The sequence below is a fragment of the Streptomonospora mangrovi genome, assembly GCF_027604915.1.
GTDB classification, from domain to species: domain Bacteria; phylum Actinomycetota; class Actinomycetes; order Streptosporangiales; family Streptosporangiaceae; genus Streptomonospora; species Streptomonospora mangrovi.
Map to the genome: position 1 here is coordinate 59,216 of NZ_JAJAQC010000037.1, position 18,440 is coordinate 77,655.

The 18,440-nt window shown below is 74.6% G+C and carries 16 protein-coding genes and 1 pseudogene; 9 read left to right on the plus strand and 8 right to left on the minus strand.

From position 1 onward, the window contains the following. Positions 1–10: 10 nt before the first annotated feature. Both LG943_RS19715 and LG943_RS19720 read right to left on the minus strand, forming a co-directional pair. Entirely contained in the window at positions 11–352 is a 342-nt protein-coding gene (locus LG943_RS19715; RefSeq protein WP_270073793.1) for a winged helix-turn-helix domain-containing protein, read from the minus strand. After that, positions 349–777, minus strand: coding sequence for a hypothetical protein (locus tag LG943_RS19720; protein ID WP_270073794.1), 429 nt, complete (start codon positions 775–777; stop codon positions 349–351). Before LG943_RS19720 ends, LG943_RS19715 begins: the two co-directional genes overlap by 4 nt. 232 nt (positions 778–1,009) lie before the next feature. On the opposite strand from LG943_RS19720, the gene LG943_RS19725 reads away from it, so the two are divergent. After that, positions 1,010–1,846: an SDR family NAD(P)-dependent oxidoreductase gene (locus LG943_RS19725; protein WP_270073795.1), complete on the plus strand. Its 837-nt coding sequence runs from the start codon at positions 1,010–1,012 to the stop codon at positions 1,844–1,846. 122 nt (positions 1,847–1,968) lie between these two features. Further along, positions 1,969–3,510, plus strand: coding sequence for a long-chain-fatty-acid--CoA ligase (locus LG943_RS19730; RefSeq protein WP_270073796.1), 1,542 nt, complete (start codon positions 1,969–1,971; stop codon positions 3,508–3,510). 31 nt (positions 3,511–3,541) lie between these two features. On the opposite strand, the gene LG943_RS19735 is transcribed toward LG943_RS19730, so the two are convergent. Then, positions 3,542–4,186, minus strand: a complete 645-nt coding sequence (locus tag LG943_RS19735; protein WP_270073797.1) for a TetR/AcrR family transcriptional regulator — start codon at positions 4,184–4,186, stop codon at positions 3,542–3,544. Between the two features lie 98 nt (positions 4,187–4,284). Here LG943_RS19735 and LG943_RS19740 point away from each other — a divergent pair, with 98 nt between their 5' ends. Beyond that, positions 4,285–4,791 (plus strand): hemerythrin domain-containing protein, encoded by a 507-nt coding sequence (locus LG943_RS19740; protein ID WP_270073798.1) that lies wholly within the window; start codon positions 4,285–4,287, stop codon positions 4,789–4,791. Positions 4,792–4,819: 28 nt separating this feature from the next. On the opposite strand, the gene LG943_RS19745 is transcribed toward LG943_RS19740, so the two are convergent. Continuing rightward, positions 4,820–5,521, minus strand: coding sequence for a hypothetical protein (locus LG943_RS19745; RefSeq protein WP_270073799.1), 702 nt, complete (start codon positions 5,519–5,521; stop codon positions 4,820–4,822). Between the two features lie 444 nt (positions 5,522–5,965). On the opposite strand from LG943_RS19745, the gene LG943_RS19750 reads away from it, so the two are divergent. Then, positions 5,966–6,691, plus strand: a complete 726-nt coding sequence (locus tag LG943_RS19750; protein WP_270073800.1) for a hypothetical protein — start codon at positions 5,966–5,968, stop codon at positions 6,689–6,691. Between the two features lie 292 nt (positions 6,692–6,983). Beyond that, positions 6,984–7,109 carry a hypothetical protein gene (locus LG943_RS27700; protein ID WP_333486402.1) on the plus strand — a complete coding sequence of 42 codons (126 nt, stop codon included), beginning with the start codon at positions 6,984–6,986 and terminating at the stop codon, positions 7,107–7,109. 338 nt (positions 7,110–7,447) lie between these two features. On the opposite strand, the pseudogene LG943_RS27705 reads toward LG943_RS27700, so the two are convergent. Further along, positions 7,448–7,780 (minus strand): annotated as a pseudogene (locus tag LG943_RS27705) (alpha-lytic protease prodomain-containing protein); the annotation flags it as partial. A gap of 747 nt (positions 7,781–8,527) precedes the next feature. On the opposite strand from LG943_RS27705, the gene LG943_RS19760 reads away from it, so the two are divergent. The 3 genes from LG943_RS19760 (at position 8,528) to LG943_RS19770 (ending at position 12,104) form a co-directional block, all read left to right on the plus strand. Next, complete coding sequence (locus tag LG943_RS19760; RefSeq protein WP_270073801.1) at positions 8,528–8,800, plus strand: GlsB/YeaQ/YmgE family stress response membrane protein; 273 nt, start codon at positions 8,528–8,530, stop codon at positions 8,798–8,800. Between the two features lie 365 nt (positions 8,801–9,165). After that, complete coding sequence (locus LG943_RS19765) at positions 9,166–10,584, plus strand: LCP family protein (protein ID WP_270073802.1); 1,419 nt, start codon at positions 9,166–9,168, stop codon at positions 10,582–10,584. 260 nt (positions 10,585–10,844) lie between these two features. Further along, positions 10,845–12,104 carry a L,D-transpeptidase gene (locus LG943_RS19770; RefSeq protein ID WP_270073803.1) on the plus strand — a complete coding sequence of 420 codons (1,260 nt, stop codon included), beginning with the start codon at positions 10,845–10,847 and terminating at the stop codon, positions 12,102–12,104. Positions 12,105–12,493: 389 nt separating this feature from the next. Here LG943_RS19770 and LG943_RS19775 read toward each other — a convergent pair whose 3' ends face one another. Together LG943_RS19775 and LG943_RS19780 are read right to left on the minus strand one after the other, a co-directional pair. Further along, positions 12,494–13,636, minus strand: coding sequence for a hypothetical protein (locus LG943_RS19775; RefSeq protein WP_270073804.1), 1,143 nt, complete (start codon positions 13,634–13,636; stop codon positions 12,494–12,496). A 441-nt stretch (positions 13,637–14,077) separates the two neighbouring features. Beyond that, positions 14,078–15,178, minus strand: a complete 1,101-nt coding sequence (locus LG943_RS19780; protein WP_270073805.1) for a hypothetical protein — start codon at positions 15,176–15,178, stop codon at positions 14,078–14,080. Positions 15,179–15,806: 628 nt separating this feature from the next. On the opposite strand from LG943_RS19780, the gene LG943_RS19785 reads away from it, so the two are divergent. Further along, the gene (locus tag LG943_RS19785) at positions 15,807–17,576 is read left to right on the plus strand and encodes a sensor histidine kinase (RefSeq protein ID WP_270073806.1); all 1,770 of its coding nucleotides are present in this window, start codon (positions 15,807–15,809) and stop codon (positions 17,574–17,576) included. A 56-nt stretch (positions 17,577–17,632) separates the two neighbouring features. On the opposite strand, the gene LG943_RS19790 is transcribed toward LG943_RS19785, so the two are convergent. Further along, positions 17,633–18,304, minus strand: a complete 672-nt coding sequence (locus LG943_RS19790) for a response regulator (protein ID WP_270073807.1) — start codon at positions 18,302–18,304, stop codon at positions 17,633–17,635. Positions 18,305–18,440 lie beyond the last annotated feature (136 nt).

The window sequence follows — 18,440 nt, forward strand, 5'->3', positions numbered from 1 at the left end:
CAGGCGCCGTCTAACCGGGGCGCGGCCGGTCGGCCGTGGGCTCGGGAGGGGTGACGCCCGCGCCCGCGGCGATGTCGCGAAGGGCTTCGACGTGGCGGTCGAACGCCTCGCGGCCGTGCGGGGTCAGGCCGAGGAAGGTGCGCGGTCGGCGCCCGACGAACGTCTTGCGGACCTTGACATAGCCGGCTCCCTCGAGGGTGGACAACTGCTTGGACAGGGCGGAGTCGGAAACCTCGACGGTGTCGCGGAGGAACCGGAAGTCGGCCTCGTCGGCGGCGGCCAGGGCCGCCATGATCGAGAAGCGCACCGGTGCGTGGATGGTGTCGTCCAGGCGGGCGCGGGGGTGGCTCATGCCCGGGGCTCCGCCGTGCGGGCCAGGGTGTACAGCGCCGCCGCGAACGGCGGCAGCGCGCAGACCAGCGCTCCCGGCACCCACCACCACACCGCTCCGGGGAACGCGGTGGTGCCCACGACCAGGGTGGCGAGGTAGGCGGCCGCCCACCCGGCCATCGAGGTCAGGTGCACGGCGGCGTGCCGCCGCGGGCTCATGGGCTGGCGCAGGCAGTAGACCGTGAGCGCGGCGAAGCCCACGAGGGCGACGGGTGTGGCCACCGCGACCGCCGCCGGTGACGGCCACAGACCCACCACGAGCACGAGCGCGACGGTGATCGCGCCGAACCCGGCGGAGTACCCGGCGTACCAGCGCCCGCGGCGCCGCACGCGCTCGGTGATGTCCTGCGCCGCCACAAGGGCTTTGAGCGCTTCCTCCCGCTGCATGGGGCCTCCTGCCGGTGGGTGGGTGACGGGTGCGGAGCGGGGGCCGGGTGGACGGACCGCCGGGCCACTCCAGTGGACATGATGGCAATTACTTTCCACTATGGCAAGTACTTTCCGCAGTTGATGAGCGGGCGGAAAGATTCGGACCGTATCGTCTCGGAATGAGTAGCGTGGGGCCGCACACGACTCCCCGACCCGCACGATCCCAGCCCAGCGACCCAAGGGACGACGCATGGCCAACGCACCCACCGTGCTCATCACCGGGGCCACCGACGGCCTCGGCCGGGCCCTGGCCCACCGCCTGGCGCGCGACGGCGCCACCCTCCTCCTGCACGGCCGCGACCCCGACCGCCTGGCCCGCACCGCCGCCGAGGTCGGCGGCTCCCACCCCGAGGGCGCGGTGCCCGCCACCTTCCGCGCCGACCTCGCCGAACTCGCCCAGGCCCACCGGCTGGCCGCCGAGGTGCGCGCGCACACCGACCGCCTCGACGTCCTGGTCAGCAACGCCGGGATCGGCGCGGGCGAACCCGACGGCCGCGACCGCCGCACCAGCGCCGACGGCCACGAACTCCGCTTCGCGGTGAACTACCTGGCCGGGTTCGCCATCACCCTGGACCTGCTGCCGCTGCTGCGCGCCTCGGCGCCCGCCCGCGTCGTCAACGTCGCCTCCCTGGGCCAGCACGCCCTGGACTTCGACGACCTCATGCTGGAGCGCGGCTACCACGGCATCCGCGCCTACGGCCAGAGCAAGCTCGCCCAGATCATGTCGGGCGTGGAACTGGCGCGCCGCCTGCCCGCCGAGGAGGTCACCGTCAACAGCCTCCACCCCTCCACCTACATGCCGACCAAGATGGTCCTCACCGAACTCGGCCACCACGTCGACACCCTGGAGGCGGGTGTTGAGGCCACCTACCGACTGGTGGCCGACCCCGCCCTGGCCGGCACCACCGGCGCGTTCTTCGACCGCACCCGCCCGGCCCGCCCCAACGCCCAGGCCGACGACCCGGCGGCCCGCGCCGAACTGTGGCGGCGCAGCCTGGAACTGGTGGGGCACCCGGGCCTGGACTGACCGCGCGGCGGCCCGCCCCGTCCGGGCCGCCCACACGCGACTTAGGCGTACCTACCGGTCGGTATCCTTCTCTGCCACTATGGCATCCGACACACCCTGTGCCGCACGGAGGAGGACCCCCCATGCTCAACCTCGCCGTCCTGCTGGAGGACAGCGCCCGCAACCACCCCGACCGCACCGCCCTGGTCCACGGCGACCTGCGCCTCCCCTACGCCGCGCTGGACGCGCTGGCCAACCAGGTCGCCAACCTGCTGGTGGCGCGCGGTATCGGCCCCGGCGACAAGGTGGCGCTGGCGTGTCCCAACCTGCCCTACTTCCCGGCGGTCTACTTCGGCGCGCTCAAGGCGGGCGCGGTGGTGGTCCCGCTCAACGTGCTGTCGCAGGCCCGCGAGATCGCCTACTACCTGGAGGACTCCGACGCCAAGGCGCTGTTCTGCTTCGAGGGCACGCCCGAGCTGCCGCTGGGCCGGCGCGGCAAGGAGGCGTTCGACGCCGCGCCCAAGACCGAGCACTTCTTCGTGCTGCCGGCCGCCCCGCTGGCCACCGAGTCCTCGGTGGAGGGCGCCGAGACCGTCTGGGCCGCCCTCGGCGGCGCCTCCGACCGGTTCGAGGCGGCGCACACCCGCGCCGACGACACCGCCGTGATCCTCTACACCAGCGGCACCACCGGCCGCCCCAAGGGCGCCGAGCTGACGCACCAGAACATGCTGATGAACGCCATCGTCTCCGACGAGATGACCGAGCGCTCCCCCGAGGGCGACGTCACCCTGTCGGTGCTGCCGATGTTCCACTCCTTCGGGCAGAGCTCGGTCATGAACGTGGCCGTGCGCCGCGCCGGCGCGCTGGTGCTGATGCCGCGCTTCGAGCCGGTGGAGGCGGTGGAGCTGATGCGCCGCGAGAAGGTCACCATCTTCGCCGGGGTGCCCACCATGTACTGGGCGATGGTGTCGGCGGTGCGCGCCGGCGGCCTGGAGGTGCCCACCACCCTGCGCACGGCCGTCTCGGGCGGCTCGGCCATGCCGCTGGAGGTGCTCAAGGACGTCGAGGCGACGTTCGGCGTGCGCGTCCTGGAGGGCTACGGGCTCTCCGAGACCGCGCCCACCGCCAGCTTCAACCAGCCGCACCGGCCCACCAAGCCCGGCTCGATCGGGTTCCCGATCTGGGGCGTGCAGATGAAGCTGATCGATCCCGACTGGAACACGATCGAGGGCGAGGGCCCCGGCGAGATCGCCGTGCGCGGCCACAACGTGATGAAGGGCTACTACAACCGGCCCGAGGCCACCGCCGAGGTGATGCGCGACGGCTGGTTCCGCACCGGCGACATCGCCCGGCGCGACTCCGACGGCTACTACTACATCGTCGACCGCGCCAAGGACCTCATCATCCGGGGCGGGTTCAACGTCTACCCGCGCGAGGTCGAGGAGGTCCTGCTGACCCACGAGGCGGTCTCGCTGGCGGCGGTGGTGGGCGTGCCGCACGAGACCCACGGCGAGGAGGTCAAGGCGTTCGTGGTGCGCGAGCCCGGCGCCGCCGTCACCGAGGAGGAGCTGGTGGCCTGGTGCCGGGAGGCCATGGCCGCCTACAAATACCCGCGGATCGTGGAGTTCCGCGACGAACTGCCGATGAACGCCACCGGCAAGATCCTCAAGCGCGAGCTGCGCTGAGGGCGCTCCCGCGCGGCGGCGCCGGCCGGCCTCAGGCCGGCGGCGCCGCGTCCAGCCCGGCGACGACCACCTCCAGCCCGGCCGCGAACTCCGCGCGCGGGTCGCTGCCCGCCGCGGTGGCCGCGGCGTCGATGAGGCGGGGGAACCGCTCGGGCGGCAGCGCGCGCACCCGGTCGGTGATCGCCGAGACGCTCTCGCCGCGCCCGGCTGAGAGCGGTCCCGCCAGCTCCGCCTGGGCGAACCCCATGACGTAACCGGTGACCACGCGCAGGCCCACCAGCAGGCCGGCCCCCGACCGCCCGCCGCGCGCCAGCGCGTCCAGCAGCGCCTCGCCCTGCACCAGGGTGGCCTCGTCGAAGGTGCGGCGGGTCAGGATCAGCGGGATCACGTCGGGGTGCGCGCGCACCGCGCGCCAGGTGGCCGTGGCCAGGGCGCGCACGTCAGCGCGCCAGTCGTCGCTGGGCACCCCCTCGCACACGGCCTCGGCCATGACCGCCTCGACCAGCAGCTCCTCCAGCCCTTCGCGCCCCTCGACGTAGTTGTAGAGCGTCATCGCCCCGGTGCCCAGCGCCGCCGCCAGCGAGCGCATGCTCAGCGCCCCCAGCCCTTCGGCGTCGACCAGCGCCAGGGCCGACTCCTGGAGCCGCCTGCGGCTGAACCTGCGCGGTGCGGGCATGGTCCCCCCTCTTGACTACGTACGACGTACGTGATGGACTGCGTCAGCTTCACGTACACCGTACCTAAAACCTTCCGCACGGGGAGAGGACCCATCCCATGGCAGACGACACCGCCGCCGACGGCGCGGCCCAGCGCCTCGTGGCCTGGGGCGACGAACTCGTCAAACTGCACGGCGGCTTCCGGCGCGACCTGGCCGCGCTGCGCGAGGACGCCGACCGGCTCCGCCGGGGCCTGCCGCCGCACGGCCTCGCGGCGCCCCCGGCGGCCGAGCAACTGCGCGGCCACTGCCTGGCCTTCTGCGACCGGCTGCACGAGCACCACACCGAGGAGGACTCCGCGCTGTTCCCGGCCCTGGGGGCCGACTTCCCCGAACTCGCCGCCGCCCTGGAGCGGCTGCGCCGCGAGCACGTCGTGGTCGCGCGGCTGATGGGCCGGATCCGCGAGGTCGCCGCCGAACTGGAGGAGGGGCCGGACCGCGACCGCGCCGACCGCCTCGCCGAGGAACTCGACCGGCTCTCCGCCGAACTGACGGCCCACCTCGACTACGAGGAGGCGCAGCTCGTGCCGCTCCTCAACCGGCTCACCGCCCTGCCGGGCCAGTGACCCCGGCGAACCCCGCCCGCCTGGTGGGCTAGACCCGGGGAAAGAGGTCGGGGCGGTGGTGCCGCGCCGCCAGGAGCAGGGGGTTGTCGAGGCCGGCGCCGCCCGCCGCGCCGAAGCCGACCGCCACCAGCGGGCGGCCGGTGGCGGGGTCGTGCGGCTGCGCGGCCAGGCGCCGGCGCAGGAAGCGCGGCGCGCGGGCGGGCACCACGCGGTCGCCCCAGCCGATCAGGCCGTGCGAGCGGTACTCCGGCGCCCGCACCACCGGGCCGCCCGGGTCGGTGCGGTCGCCCAGGCGCACGCCGCGGCTCGGACTGAAGCGGTCCACCACGGTGTCGACCGCGACCACGTCGGGCCAGGCCAGCCGCACCTCGAACCCCGCGCTGTCGCGCAGTTCCACGCCCCGATCCGAGACCACCACGACGGTGCCGGTGAACATGCGCCGCAGCTTCCACACCAGGTGGCCGGCCATCGGCACCACCACCAGCAGGCCCACCGCGATCCCGCCGACCGTGCCCGTGCCCTGCGCGGCGGTCTCGAAGAAGATCGAGCCCAGCAACATCACGACAACGAACAGGGCGCCCAGCAGCGGCAGGTACCCCAGGAGGAACCGCAGGTAGTCGCGGGCGCAGGCGCTGGGCCGCAGCGCCGACGCGCCGGCCTGGCCGGGCGCCGGCCACCCCGGCGCGGGCCGCCAGGCGCCGCCGGGGGCGCCGTGCGAGTACGGAGGCATGGCGGGCAGCCTACCCCGCGCCGCACCGGCGGCCCGGGGGCGCCAAGCCGCGGGGCCCGGTCCCGGACCCAGGTGGTCCAGGACCGGTTCGCGACCGGCGCGGGCGCGCCCTCCCCTCATCGGCGGCCCCCACCGGTCCGTCCTCGCGCCCGGCGCCCCCGAACGGCGCCGGCGGCGCGGCGCCGGCGTCCGGGGTGGCAGCAGTTGATATCGGCGGCCGCGGGCGTGTCAAGGCCCCCAACCCGGGTGACCGGCGGTAACAGGCGCCGCACCGGCTCCGCGAAGCCCTCACGCGGCCGCTCCCGCCGGCTCCGCGCCCCCGCGCGCCCGGTGCCGCGCGCGCCGGCCGAGCTTGACAATCCGCCCGTACTTCGCGAATGCTCGCGGCTCAACCGATGCCGAGCGGGACGGCACGCACCCCCCGCACTCCGTTCGGAGGTCCCCGTGCAAGACCTGCTGCTCGTCCTGACGGGTGCCGCGATCAGCCTCGTCACCAGCGTGGTGGTGACCTGGCTCCAGGCGCGGCACGTCCGCCGGGGCGAGATCCGGATCGCCACCCGCGACTCCACGCGTCGGCTCACCAGCGTGTTCATCGCCGAACGCGAGGCCGCCGAGACCGACGGCGCCGAGCCCACCGACGCGCTCGCCGAGGCCGAGGTGATGTGCATCGCCATCGCCGACCGCCGCACCCGCGAGCGCATGCGCGCCCTGGTCCGCCTGCTGCGCGAGATCCGCCTGCCCGAACTCCAGCGGCTCAGCGGGGTCCAGCCCGCGATCGGCCGGCGCCTGCTGTGCGACCACGCCCTGGAGGTGCTGGGCGCGCACTTCCGCAGCGAGCGGCTGCCCGCCGTGCCGGCGGCGGTGCAGCGGATGCTCGACGTGGAGGACGAGGCGCTGAGCATCCACGCCGGCGGCGGCCGGCCGGTGGCCGAGGACACCGGCGGCGCGCCGGCCATCGCCGCCAAGACCGGCCCGATCGCCGCGCCCGAGGCGCCCGCCGCCGAGGAGGCGCCCGCCGCGCCCGCGCCGCGCGGGCGGATCCGGCGCAAGCCGCGCGCCGAGGACGACGCCGCGACCGCGCCTGCCAAGCCCGCCCGTCGGTCCAAGGCCAAGGCCGCCGCCGAGCCCGAGGACGAGGACGACACCCACAGCGCGTTCTGGAACGACTGACCGCGAAGGCGACGACGCGCGGCGCGCCGCGCGCGGGCGGCCCCCGGGGGGGGGCCCCGGGGGCGCCCCGTGGTGAGGGGGGGGGGGCGGCCCCGTGACGAGGGTCAGGCCCCACCGCTGGAGGATCGGGTTGACCTCCTGGTAGTAGGTGGTGCCGCCGCTCCGGCAGTTGCCGGAGCCGCCGGAGGTCACGCCCTGGGCCTGGTTGCCGCTGATCCAGGAGCCGCCGGAGTCGCCCGGCTCGGCGCAGACGTTGGTGCGGGTGAGTCCGCGCACGATGCCCTGGGCGTACATGACGGTCTGGTTGCGGGCCTGGATGGTGCCGCAGTGCCAGCCCGTGGTGGAGCCGGACCGGCAGATGGAGGACCCCAGGGTGGCCTGGCTGGAGCCGCGCACGGTCACCGAGCCGCCGGCGTAGTTGTTGACCCGCGGGGTCGGGGTCCAGTTGCTGATGGCGGTGACGTAGCCCATGTCGCTGCCCGGGAAGACCGAGCCGGAGACCCGGCCGGTTCCGCCGGAGGCACCGGAGGTCGAGGCGCCGGTGCTGCCGCAGTGGCCGGCGGTGACGAACCCGACGGTCACGGCGAACCCGATGGAGCAGCGGGAGCTGCCGTTGATGTAGTAGGCGTTGCCGCCCACGATGTCGGCGAAGGTCTCGGGGGCCTCCGTGGTCTCCTTGATGCGCACGGCCTCGGGCGAGACGCCGGCCTCGGCGATCAGCGCCTCGCCGGCCGCCTCCTCGCCGCGCTCGACCGTCATGACGACGGTGTCGGCGGCGACGTCGACGTACCAGCCGGTGACGCCGGTGCCGGGCTTGGGCGCGGAGTCGTTGAGGTCGGCCACGACGGCGTCGAGGGCCCGCTCGCCGTGCTCGACCACCTCGGCCTGGGCTCCGGCGTCCTCGACGGCCTCGACCGCCGAGGCGTCGGTGACCGAGACGGTCAGCTCGCCGGAGTCGCTGTCGAAGACGGCGCCGCCGAAGTCGGCGCCGAGGTCGGCCCGCAGCTCGCGTTCGAGCGCACGGGCGCGGTCCTCCTGGCGGAGGAGGGTCTGGGCCTCGGCCGCGGTCAGGCCGAGGTCGCTCTGCATGGCCGCGAACTGCTGCGGGGCCGCGGTGGCGGGGGCGGGGTCGGCCGATGCCGCGGTGGTGGCGGCGGCGACGAGGCCGAGGGACAGGGTTAGGCCGCCGATTGCCGTGATAAGGGGGGATTTTCGCACGTGCCGTACTCCTTGAGCGGGGTGAACAAGGGAACAGGCGTGCCCGGGCGTGCATCCCGGTCACGTACCCCCGGCGGGAGGGGGTCTTGTGGACCCGGACCCGCCGCATCCACCGAACGATCGGTGAATGACTCGAAACCCTAAGTGAAGATCACGCCCTGCGACAGACCAGCCACATAAGGGAAATACCGGATCTCCACCCGTTCGGGAGCGATCGGGGGCATCAGGTCATCCAATGACAGCGGGCGACATGCCCCTTCACCAATGCGAAACAATGAAAAAATCGCTCATCTTATTCGCTAAACCCAAAACCGTGGCCGAAGACGGCCAATTCTCGGCGGGTCGATGAGACGGTCGGGGACCAAACCGGGCCCCCGGTGAGACGAACGCGGACGCCGGCGCCCGGCCCCTCGACACCGGGCGCGCGAACCCCCGCCCCGTCGCGGAGCGCGACCACCCGCACCCCCCGGCCGCGCCGCCCTCGCGGGGTGCGCCCTCTCCCCCGTCAACGCAGGTCAGGTACGCCCGCCACTCAGGAAACGGGCAAACCCGCGCATCCTACGCCGCATTCGGGAAATAACCGTTCGTGATGGCATTCCAATCCGGAGGGGGACCATCATGGAGATCATCCTCAGCATCATCAGCGCGCTGATCATCGGTCTGATCATCGGCGTGCTGGCACGGCTCATCCTGCCGGGCAAGCAGAACATCTCGATCTGGCTCACGATCCTGGTGGGCATGGTGGCGGCCATCATCGGCACGCTCATCGCGGGCCTGTTCGGCTACGCCGACACTCCCGGCGTCGACTGGTGGGAGCTGATCACCCAGCTCGCCCTGGCGATCGTCGGCGTGGGCCTGGTGTCGGGGTTCTGGTCCCGCCCGCGGACCTGACGCCGCCCGGCGCCCCGACGGCGGCGCCGCCCGGAACCCGGGAGATCACCCGAACGGCAGGGAGCACACGTATCTCCCGGGTTTCGGTCATGGGTAATTCGACAACAACAGTGGGCGAATTCCCTCCGCAATAACCGGACATCAACCCCGAAAGCCCCAGAAAACCCCGCGAGTCGCACGCGCGCCCGGGCGCCCGTTCTCGTAGGATCACCCTGCGCCGCGGCGGCCCCTTCCCTTGCCGCCGCCCGCGGCCTCGCCCGCGCGCGCTTTGCGCCGCGTTTTCCGCTGACCTCCACCGCCAGCGCCTCCTGCCCAGCGCACGGCCCCCTGACCGCGCGCCAGCCCTCCCGACGGGAAGACCGCGCATGCCCGACGACGCCGCCTTTGACGCCGCGCCCGACACCCCGGCGCCCGAGCGCCCCGGCGCGCCCACCGAAACCGGCACCGACTCCGGCGCCCCCGGGGTTGCGGACACCCCCGCCGCCCCCCGGCGCGGCCGCCGGCGCCGGGCACTGGGCTGGACCGCCGCGGCCGTGGCGGCGCTCCTGGTGGTGGGCACCGGCACCTCCTACGCCTACTACCGCTCGCTGAGCGGCAACATGGTGCGCCACGACCTGGACTCCGCCCTGGTCGAGGAGGAGCGGCCGGAGAAGATCGGCGACGACCTCAACATCCTGTTCATCGGCTCCGACGGGCGCGAGGGCGGCAACGCCGCCTACGGCGGGCGGGACTTCGTCGGCGAGCGCTCCGACGCGCTGATGCTCGCCCACATCTCCCCCGACGGCGGCGTGCAGGTCGTCAACTTCCCCCGCGACTCCCTCGTGCAGATCCCCGAGTGCGCGCCCTACGGCGAGACCGAGGGCACCGAGAGCTACTACGGCATGATCAACGCCGCCCTGTTCCACGGCGGCCCCCCGTGCGTCGTCAAGACCATCGAGACGCTGACCGACGTCCGCATCGACCACTTCGCCCACCTCAGCTTCGTGGGCTTCCGCGACATGGTCGAGGCCATCGGCGGCGTGGAGATGTGCATCCCCCAGCCCATGCGCGACGTGCGGGCCCAACTCGACCTGGAGGCCGGCCGCCAGCGGCTCGACGGCGAGGAGGCGCTGGCGTTCGTGCGTGCCCGCTACGAGATCGGCGACGGCGGCGACATCGGCCGCATCGACCGCCAGCAGATGTTCCTCGGCGCGCTGGCCGACGAGGTGACCGGCAGCGGGGTCCTCACCGACCCGCGCCGGACGACCGCGCTGCTGGAGGCGGTCACCGAGCACACCGGCACCGACGACGACTTCGACCTGCCCACGATGATCTCGATCGGCTCCACGCTCGCCGGGGTGGAGCTGTCCGACATCGCGTTCTACACCGTGCCCTGGCAGCAGGCCCCCTTCGACCCCAACCGCGTGGTGTGGGACCCCGAACTGTCGGCAAAGCTGTTCACGGCCATCCGCAACGACCGGCCCGTGGACGACCGCTTCCTGCTGACCGGCGAGGAGGCCGGGGACACCGGCGGCGGGGCGGACCACGGCGACACCGCCGGCGCGCCCGCGCCGCCCGCGCCCGGCGCCGAACCCGTCGCCCCCTCGGCGGCCGACGGCGTTGCCGACAACGCGGCCGACAACGCCGCCGCGACCTCCGGGGCCACCGCGTCCCCGGCCGCCGACCGGGCCGGAACCGCCGACGGCGCCGAGGCCACCGGCCCCGGCCGGGTCCAGGGCCGCGACGCCACCTCCAACCCCTGCGCCAACGGCCTGGGCGACGGCACGGAGGCCGAACTGCGGTAGGCCCGGGTCCGGCGGAACGGGCGGCGGACCGGGCGGTTCGCGGTGTTACGCCCCGTCACCAACTCGGACTTCCGGATACTTCCCAATAAAACGAATTTGTTGCGAACCAAACCACCCCTTCCGCGCGTCTGAATGTTCGGGCACCATCGGTCCCGCACCGCACAGCGGCCTCGCGCGCCCCCGCTCCCCTCGCGATGGCACCCTCCCCACCGCCACGACCGGGAGCACCCCCGCTCACGACGACCTGGAGGACCCCCGACGTGACTTTCCGCATCTCCCGCTCTCCGGCCGCCGCGCTGGGTGTGGCCGCCGTCGTCCTGCTCGCCGCGTCGGCGTGCAGCACCGGCGAAGGCGACCTCGCCAACGAGGAGCCCTCGGCGCCGCAGGCCGAGGTCACCATCACCCCTGAGGACGGCGCCTCGGAGATCCGCCCGGACACCCCCATCGTCGTCAGCGCGACGGACGGCACCATCACCGACGTCCAGGTCGAGCAGTCGGTCGCCGAGGGCCAGGGCGACTCCGGCATGACCGGAACCCTCAACAAGGACAAGACCGAGTGGGTGAGCGACTGGACGCTCAAGCCCGGCAGCGAGGTCACCGTCACCGCCGTCGCTGAGAACGAGGCCGGTGAGGAGACCGAGGTCATCAGCGACTTCACCACCAAGCCCGCCGTCGAGGGGCAGCGGCTGGAGGTCGTCAGCGTCACCCCCGCCGCCGACGAGGAGGTCGGCGTGGGCATGCCGATCATCGTCGACTTCGACCTGCCGGTCGAGAACAAGGCGCAGGTCGAGGCGGCCATGGAGGTCACCTCCGAGAAGCCCGCGCAGGGCGCCTGGAACTGGGTCTCCGACCAGCAGGCGGTGTTCCGGCCCGAGAAGTACTGGGAGCCCGACCAGCGGATCGACGTCAACCTGCACCTGGCCGGGGTCGCCGCCTCCGAGGGCGTGTACGGGGTCGAGAACCGCGAGTTCTCCTTCCGCGTGGGCCGCGAGCAGATCACCACGATCGACGAGGACGAGCACCACATGGTGGTCGAGCGCGACGGCGAGGTCGTCAAGGAGTTCCCGGTGAGCCTGGGCATGGCCACCACCGAGAAGTACACGACCACCAGCGGCACCCACATCACCATGGAGTTCCAGACCAACTACCGCATGAGCAACGACACCCTCGGGGTGTCGCCGGACTCCCCCGAGTACTACGAGGAGTTCGTCGCCTACGCGGTCCGCATCTCCAACTCCGGCGAGTTCCTGCACACCGCCGACTGGAACTACCAGCTCGGCGAGGCCAACACCAGCCACGGCTGCGTCAACATGAGCACCGCCGACTCCCAGTGGTACTACGAGAACAGCCTGCTGGGCGACCCGGTGGACATCACCGGCACCACCCGCGAGCTGGAGTGGAACAACGGCTGGGGCTTCTGGCAGCGCTCGTGGGACGACTGGGTGGCCAACAGCGCCACCGGCGAGGCCGACGACACCGCCGAGCCGGGCACCCCGGGTTCGCCGCACTTCGAGGAGTAGGCACCCGCCGCACCCGCTTCCAAACGCGCAACGGCCCGGTCCCCGCCACGGGGACCGGGCCGTTCTCATCCGCGCACCCGGCCGGCGGGCGGCGGGCGACTGGCTGGGGACACGAGAAGGGGGCCTCGGGCGGCACCGGTTCCGCTCGCCCCGCCCCGGACGACCCCCACAGTCTCCGGGGCTCCTACGGGTGGAACCGGTTTTCCGCTGCGCCCGAGGCCCCCGCACTCCGCCCACCAGGGGTGGGGGAGGCTGGGCGGCGGGACCGCGCCAGGGCGGCCCGGGAACCCCCACAGTTCCCAGGACGCCCCTGCGGCGCGGTCCCGCGCGCCCGGGTTCGGCGCGCCCTCCGCCGCCGACGGCGGTGCGGGAGGGCCGCGCCTCCAGGGTTAGATCGCGGGGAGTTGGACGTCCTGAGCCGCGTCCACCACGCCGGTCGCGCCGCCGCCGGTGGCGGCCGCGTCCACGACGTCGGCCACGGCCTGCTCGGTGTCGACCTGCTGGGCCAGCTCGCCGACCGACGGAGCCTGCTGGTTGACGGTCTCCACGCCCTCGCTCACCTCGGCCGCGCCGGGCACACCGGAGTCCGCCAGCACGCCGAGGTCGCCGCCCTGGGCGTCGATGTGCAGCGGCACCTCGGGCAGGGCGTCGGTCAGGGCGGTGGTGGAGGGCTCGGGGGCCTCCGGCACCTCGGCGGTCAGCTCGGCGACCTCCTGGGTGGTGCGCGGCAGCATCGCGCCGACGGTGCGCTCGACCGCCGTGCCCGCCGCGGCGCCGACGACGCCGGCGGGCCGCAGGCCGTCGACCGGCAGGTCGGTGAGCCCCTCGGTCTCCTGCACCTGGTGGCTCATCGGCAGGGCGCGGCCCTCGCGCAGCAACTGGTTGGCGGTGCTGTGCACGGTCCCGTTGAACCCGCGCGGGACGACGGTCTCCTGCACCTGGTGGCTCATCGGCAGGGTGTTGCCCTCGTGCAGCAACTGGTTGGCGGTGCTGTGGACGGCGCCGGTCGCGCCGTGCACCAGGGGCAGCAGCTCGGTGGGGTGGGGCACCGGCAGCGGGCCGCGCGAGTCGGGCACGACGTCGGCGGCGGGCAGGGTCTGGGCGGTCGGCAGCTCGGTGCCGACCGGCAGGGTGGCGGGGGCGCCCGGCAGCGGCGCCGCCTGCGGGAGGGTGGCCCCGCCCGCGCCGACGACGTGCCCCAGGTGGTCGATGTGGCCCTGGGCGGTGTCGAGGTGCCCCTGGACCTGCGGCCCGACGTGGGACATGTCGCCGGCGGAGGTCGCCAGGTTCTCGGTGCCGGGGGCGGGGAGCGTGGTCGCCAGGTCCACGTTCTCCGTCAGCCGGGTGACGGTGCCGCCCAGGCCGGCGGGCAGGCCCACCACGGCGGGCGCGTCGGTGGCGGGAAGGTTGTCCGTCGCGCTCATGGGGTCCGGGACGTCGGCTCCGGCGACACCCGCGCCGAACGCGACGAAACCTGCGGCACCGACCGCCACCAGAGCGGCCTTGGCGGAGCTGCGAGCGAACTGGAACATGGAGAAGTCCTTCCGAGTGGTGTGTGCGCGCGTTGCCGCGCGCGGTCCGGTTGTCTGTGGGCGGATCCGGGATCCGCCCGCCGCGTGCGGTGCCCTGGCCGGGGGCGCCGTGCGCGGTGCTTCGGTTCTGGGGTCCTGCGTTCTCCGGGTGCCGGGCGGTCCGTGCGTGGCGGGCACGGGGACGCGGCACCGGGATCAGCCTGAGTGTCTGGCGGACCTCGGACTGACGTGAACCTCGCGGTCGCCGTGCGCGCCGCGCCGCTGCGCGGGGGAACGCTCAGGCCGGGGCGGGGAGCGCGGGGCTCACGTCAGCCTCCAGAGGGGCGGGATGGCACCGGGCCGTGAAGGGCCGGGGCGCGCGCCGCTGGAGCCGGTCGCCAGAGGGGCGCGGAACGGGGCCGGGTCGCGGGGACACCGGGCGGTCGCGCCGGGTCGGGCCGGCTAGTCGGGCGAGAAGGTGGGCTCGCCGCCGAGATCGCGGGGAGCCGCGGCCAGGGCGCGGCGCTCGCAGGGGAGCGGGCCGGCGGCCGGGGCGGCCGCGGAGGCCGCCGGGAGGTAGCCCGCGCAGAACCCGCCGTACTGCGGGGCCTGCGGTGCGGAGCCGACCGTGGCGGCGGAGGCCGGGGGGTCGACGGGCTCGGGTGCGGAACCGGTGCGCGTGTCGGCGGAGGGCTCGGCGGCGGCACCGGAGGCGGGCGCCGCGAAGGCGGCGGCCGTGCCGGCGGCCGGGGCCGCCGCGCCGTTCGGGGCGCTGCGGGCGTGCCGGTCGCCGCCGGTGCGCCGGGCGGTGTGGTCGTCGGCGTGCGGCTGGGTGTCGGCGCCGGGCCGCGCGGCGGAGGCGCCGGTCAGGTCCAGCGCGGGCAGCGCGACGGTGTCGCGGCCCAGGCCGGGCGCGAAGGGGCTCATGCCGAGGTCGGGCAGGCCGGCGGAGGCGCGGTGGGCGGCCCCGGAGCCGGGGACCGCGTCGGCGGCGGCGTGGTCGGGCGGTCCCACCTTGAGCGGGACCGCGCGGCCGGCGTCGCGGCCGATGCCGCGCACCGCGTCAACGGCGGGGCGCAGCGGGGCGTCGCCGCCGGAGGCGCGGGCGGAGCCGCCGCCGGATCCGTTGCCGGACGCGCCACCGGATCCGGGCGCGGTGTCCGCGGCGGGAGCGGGGGCGGGCGCCTCGGGCTCGGCCGCCGCCGGGACGGGCGGGACCGGGTCGGGCCGCTCGGCCACCGGCGGGGTGCCGGCGCGGGCCGGCCGCGCGGGCGCCTCGGCGGAGGTGCCGGAGGCGGCCGGCGCGGCCGCCTCGGCGGCGGCGCCTCCGGCGCCGTGCGCGACGGGTGCGGGGGTGTCCGCCACCCGCTGGCTCGCGGCGCCGGCGCCCTGCCCCAGGTGCTCGTGGAGCGCGGCGTCGGCGGCGGCCGGAGCCGCACCGGCGAACCACGCGCCGGCCAGCACCCCGGCGACCAGCAGCCACCGGCGCGCCGGGGTCCGCCCGGCCGCGCGCACGGCCGCGGCGAGGCGCGATGTGCGCCGCGTGCGGCCGGTGGTCGGCATGGCGGTCCCTTCAGGCGAGGCTGCGCGATGGGTGCGGTCGATGACTCGACGGGCCGGGAGGGCGGGATGCCCCGGATTCGGACACCGGGACACACGAGGATTCCGAACCCGAAACCAGGGTTCGTGTCCCCCGACAGAACGCGACCGTAGCACGACGGCTACGGATCACAACGGGGATCACCGAAATTTCTCGGCCGGAAAACGGCCTATAACCCAAAATGACCGGTTCGTTCACCGGAAGACCCGGCCGCACGGTAACCGGAATCGGCCCACCCCGCGGCGGGCCGCCGGCCCCCGTCCGACTTCCTCTCCGGGCGCCGGCCGCCGGATCCGGCGGCCCGGTCGGCGCGCCCGCCCCGCGCGGTGCGCGCCGCCCTGACCTGGGGGGTCCGGCGGCGCCCGCGGAGCCGGCGGGGCACCGCCCCGGCGGCGCACGCGGGAATGAAACCGCTTCCCCGGACGGGTGCCGTATCCTGCCCTGAACCCGGTCCGTCGCCCCGCGGAAACCGGCACGCCGGACGATCGCCCCGGCCGGTCGCGGCGGGTACACCCCACAGCCCGTCCGCGCCGCCGCCGGCCGCTCCGATCGGCCGCAGCGAGTACGTATGCACCCGGAGGTGTGCATCCGATGTCCGATACCCCGGAACGTTCCTCCCTCCCCCACATGGGTCTGGACGAGCTGATCTCCGAACTCCACGTCCGCCTCGAATCGGCGCTGTCCACCCGCGACCGCGTGCACTCCCTGCTGGAGGCCGTGCTGTCGATCGGCAGCGACCTGGACCTGGCCACGGTCCTGCGGCGGCTCACCCAGGCGGCGGCCAACCTGGTCGACGCCCGCTACGCCGGCCTGGGCGTCATCGGCGAGGACGGCCGCTTCGCCGAGTTCATCCCCGTCGGGCTGACCGAGGAGGAGACCGGCCGCATCCCCGTCTTCCCCTTCGGCACCGGCATCCTGGCGGTCCCCTCCCGCGACCGCGCCAGCCTGCGCCTGCGCGACCTGGCCGAGCACCCCGACTTCCACGGCTTCCCCAAGGGCCACCCCCCGATGACCTCGTTCCTGGGCGTGCCGGTGCAGGTGCGCGACGAGGTGTTCGGCAACCTCTACCTCACCGAGAAGCGCAACGGCGAGGAGTTCGACGAGGAGGACGAGGCCGTCGTCACCGCGCTGGCCACCGCCGCCGGCGTGGCCATCGAGAACGCCCGGCTGTATGAGGAGACCCGGCTGCGCGAGCGGTGGCTGGCGGCCTCCACCGAGGTCACCACGCGACTGCTGTCGGGCGACGACACCGACGACGTGCTCGGCTACCTCGCCCAGCAGTCGCGCGAGATGTCGGGCGCCGATGTGGCGGTGGTCCTGCTGCCCGACAAGAGCGAACGCAACCTCATCGCCAAGATCGCCGACGGATCGGTGGCCGAGGAGATCCTCAACACCCCGATCGACATGTCCGAGACCAAGTGCGGGTGGGTCTACCGCAACGGCGAGGCGGTGGCGATCTCCGACCTGCGCCAGGCCCAGTGCCCGATGCTGACCCACCGGGGGTTCGGCCCCGGCCTGCTCGTGCCGATCGGCACGCCCGAGCACACCCGGGGCGTGCTGCTGCTGGGCAAGCACGACGCGCTCGCGCCGTTCAACGAGCCCACCCAGCGGATGATCGACGCGTTCTCGGCGCAGGCGGCCGTGGCCCTGGAGCTGGCCGAGACCCGGCGCGACGCCGAGCGCCTGGTGGTGCTGGAGGAGCGCGACCGCATCGCCAAGGACCTGCACGACGTGGTGATCCAGCGGCTGTTCGCCTCGGCCATGACGCTGATGAGCACGCTGCGGCTGATCGCCGACGCCGAGGCCGGCGACCGCGTGCAGCGCACCGTCGACGAGCTGGACGAGACCATCCGCGAGATCCGCTCGACCGTGTTCGCGCTGCGCCAGCCACCGCCGCCGCAGAACCTGACGCTGCGCGACCGCATCCTGGCCACCACCGAGGGGGCCGCGCGCTCGCTGGGCTGCCAGCCGGGCGTGCGGCTGGAGGGCGCCATCGACACCTCGGTGCCCGCCGACGTCGGCGACCAGCTCCTGGCCGTCCTGGGCGAGGCCCTGGCCAACGTGGCGCGGCACGCGCGCGCCTCGGAGGTGCACGTGTCGGTGGAGGCCGACCGGTGGCTCACCCTCCAGGTGCAGGACAACGGGCGCGGCATCTCCGAGAACGGGCGGCGCAGCGGCCTGCTCAACCTCGCCGAGCGCGCCGACGCGCTGGCGGGCGAGTTCGCGGTGGAGACCCGGCCCAGCGGCGGCACCGCGCTGCGCTGGAGCGTGCCGCTGCACCCCGAGGAGCGGCGCCGCGCCGAGCAGCGGGCGGCGCGGCCCGCCGAGCGGGCCGGGCACACCTCGCGGCGGGCGGGCTGAGGCGGACCCGGGCGCCGGGGCCGGGTGCCGGGGTCAGGAGTCGGCGGCCGGACGCCTCAGCGGCGCTTGCTGCGCAGCTCCGCCACCAGGATCGCGGCCTGGGTGCGGCGCTGGAGGTCCAGCTTGGACAGCAGGCTGGAGACGTAGTTCTTGACCGTCTTCTCGGCGAGGTAGAGCCGCTCGCCGATCTGCCGGTTGGTCAGGCCCTCGCCGATCAGGTCGAGGATCTGGCGCTCCTGGGGGCTCAGTTCGGCCAGCGGGTCGGGCTCGGCCGGCCCCTCGCGCAGCCGGTCGAGCATGCGCCCGGCGCTGGCGGGGTCGAGCAGCGAGCCGCCGGCGGCCACGGTGCGCACGGCGCCCACGAGGTCGGCGCCGTGGATCTGCTTGAGGACGTAGCCGGCGGCCCCGGCCATCACCGCGTCGTAGAGCGCCTCGTCGTCGGCGAAGGAGGTCAGCATCAGGCAGGCGATCTCGGGGTGGCCGGAGCGGATCTCCCGGCACACGCCCACGCCCGAGCCCCCGGGCAGCCGGACGTCGAGGACGGCGACGTCGGGCGCTGCCAGCGGGATGCGCGCGATGGCCTGTTCGGCGGTGCCGGCCTCGCCGACGACCACCATGTCCCCCTCGCCCTCCAGCATCGCGGCCACGCCGCGCCGGACGACCTCGTGGTCGTCGACCAGGAAGACCCGGATGGGGGTGGACTCCGCGCCCGGCTCGCCCGCGGTCATGGTGCCCTCGCTTCGCTCGCGTCGGTCGTTGGTACGACGGTAGTCCGCCGCCGCGGAGCATATGCCGACAAAAGCCACGAAACACCCGGGACCAAGGTCCCGACCTCGTTCCGGCGGGCACGCAGACACCGGCGCG

Excerpts from the sequence above, each read along its gene's own strand:
- LG943_RS19735 (WP_270073797.1), bottom strand. The coding sequence starts at position 4,186 with ATGCCCGCACCGCGCAGGTTCAGCCGCAGGCGGCTCCAGGAGTCGGCC.
- LG943_RS19725 (WP_270073795.1), top strand. The coding sequence starts at position 1,010 with ATGGCCAACGCACCCACCGTGCTCATCACCGGGGCCACCGACGGCCTC.
- LG943_RS19740 (WP_270073798.1), top strand. The coding sequence starts at position 4,285 with ATGGCAGACGACACCGCCGCCGACGGCGCGGCCCAGCGCCTCGTGGCC.
- LG943_RS19765 (WP_270073802.1), top strand. The coding sequence starts at position 9,166 with ATGCCCGACGACGCCGCCTTTGACGCCGCGCCCGACACCCCGGCGCCC.
- LG943_RS19785 (WP_270073806.1), top strand. The coding sequence starts at position 15,807 with ATGTCCGATACCCCGGAACGTTCCTCCCTCCCCCACATGGGTCTGGAC.
- LG943_RS27700 (WP_333486402.1), top strand. The coding sequence starts at position 6,984 with ATGACGGTCTGGTTGCGGGCCTGGATGGTGCCGCAGTGCCAGCCCGTG.
- LG943_RS19730 (WP_270073796.1), top strand. The coding sequence starts at position 1,969 with ATGCTCAACCTCGCCGTCCTGCTGGAGGACAGCGCCCGCAACCACCCC.
- LG943_RS19715 (WP_270073793.1), bottom strand. The coding sequence starts at position 352 with ATGAGCCACCCCCGCGCCCGCCTGGACGACACCATCCACGCACCGGTG.
- LG943_RS19790 (WP_270073807.1), bottom strand. The coding sequence starts at position 18,304 with ATGACCGCGGGCGAGCCGGGCGCGGAGTCCACCCCCATCCGGGTCTTC.
- LG943_RS19745 (WP_270073799.1), bottom strand. The coding sequence starts at position 5,521 with ATGCCTCCGTACTCGCACGGCGCCCCCGGCGGCGCCTGGCGGCCCGCG.
- LG943_RS19780 (WP_270073805.1), bottom strand. The coding sequence starts at position 15,178 with ATGCCGACCACCGGCCGCACGCGGCGCACATCGCGCCTCGCCGCGGCC.
- LG943_RS19760 (WP_270073801.1), top strand. The coding sequence starts at position 8,528 with ATGGAGATCATCCTCAGCATCATCAGCGCGCTGATCATCGGTCTGATC.
- LG943_RS19775 (WP_270073804.1), bottom strand. The coding sequence starts at position 13,636 with ATGTTCCAGTTCGCTCGCAGCTCCGCCAAGGCCGCTCTGGTGGCGGTC.
- LG943_RS19720 (WP_270073794.1), bottom strand. The coding sequence starts at position 777 with ATGCAGCGGGAGGAAGCGCTCAAAGCCCTTGTGGCGGCGCAGGACATC.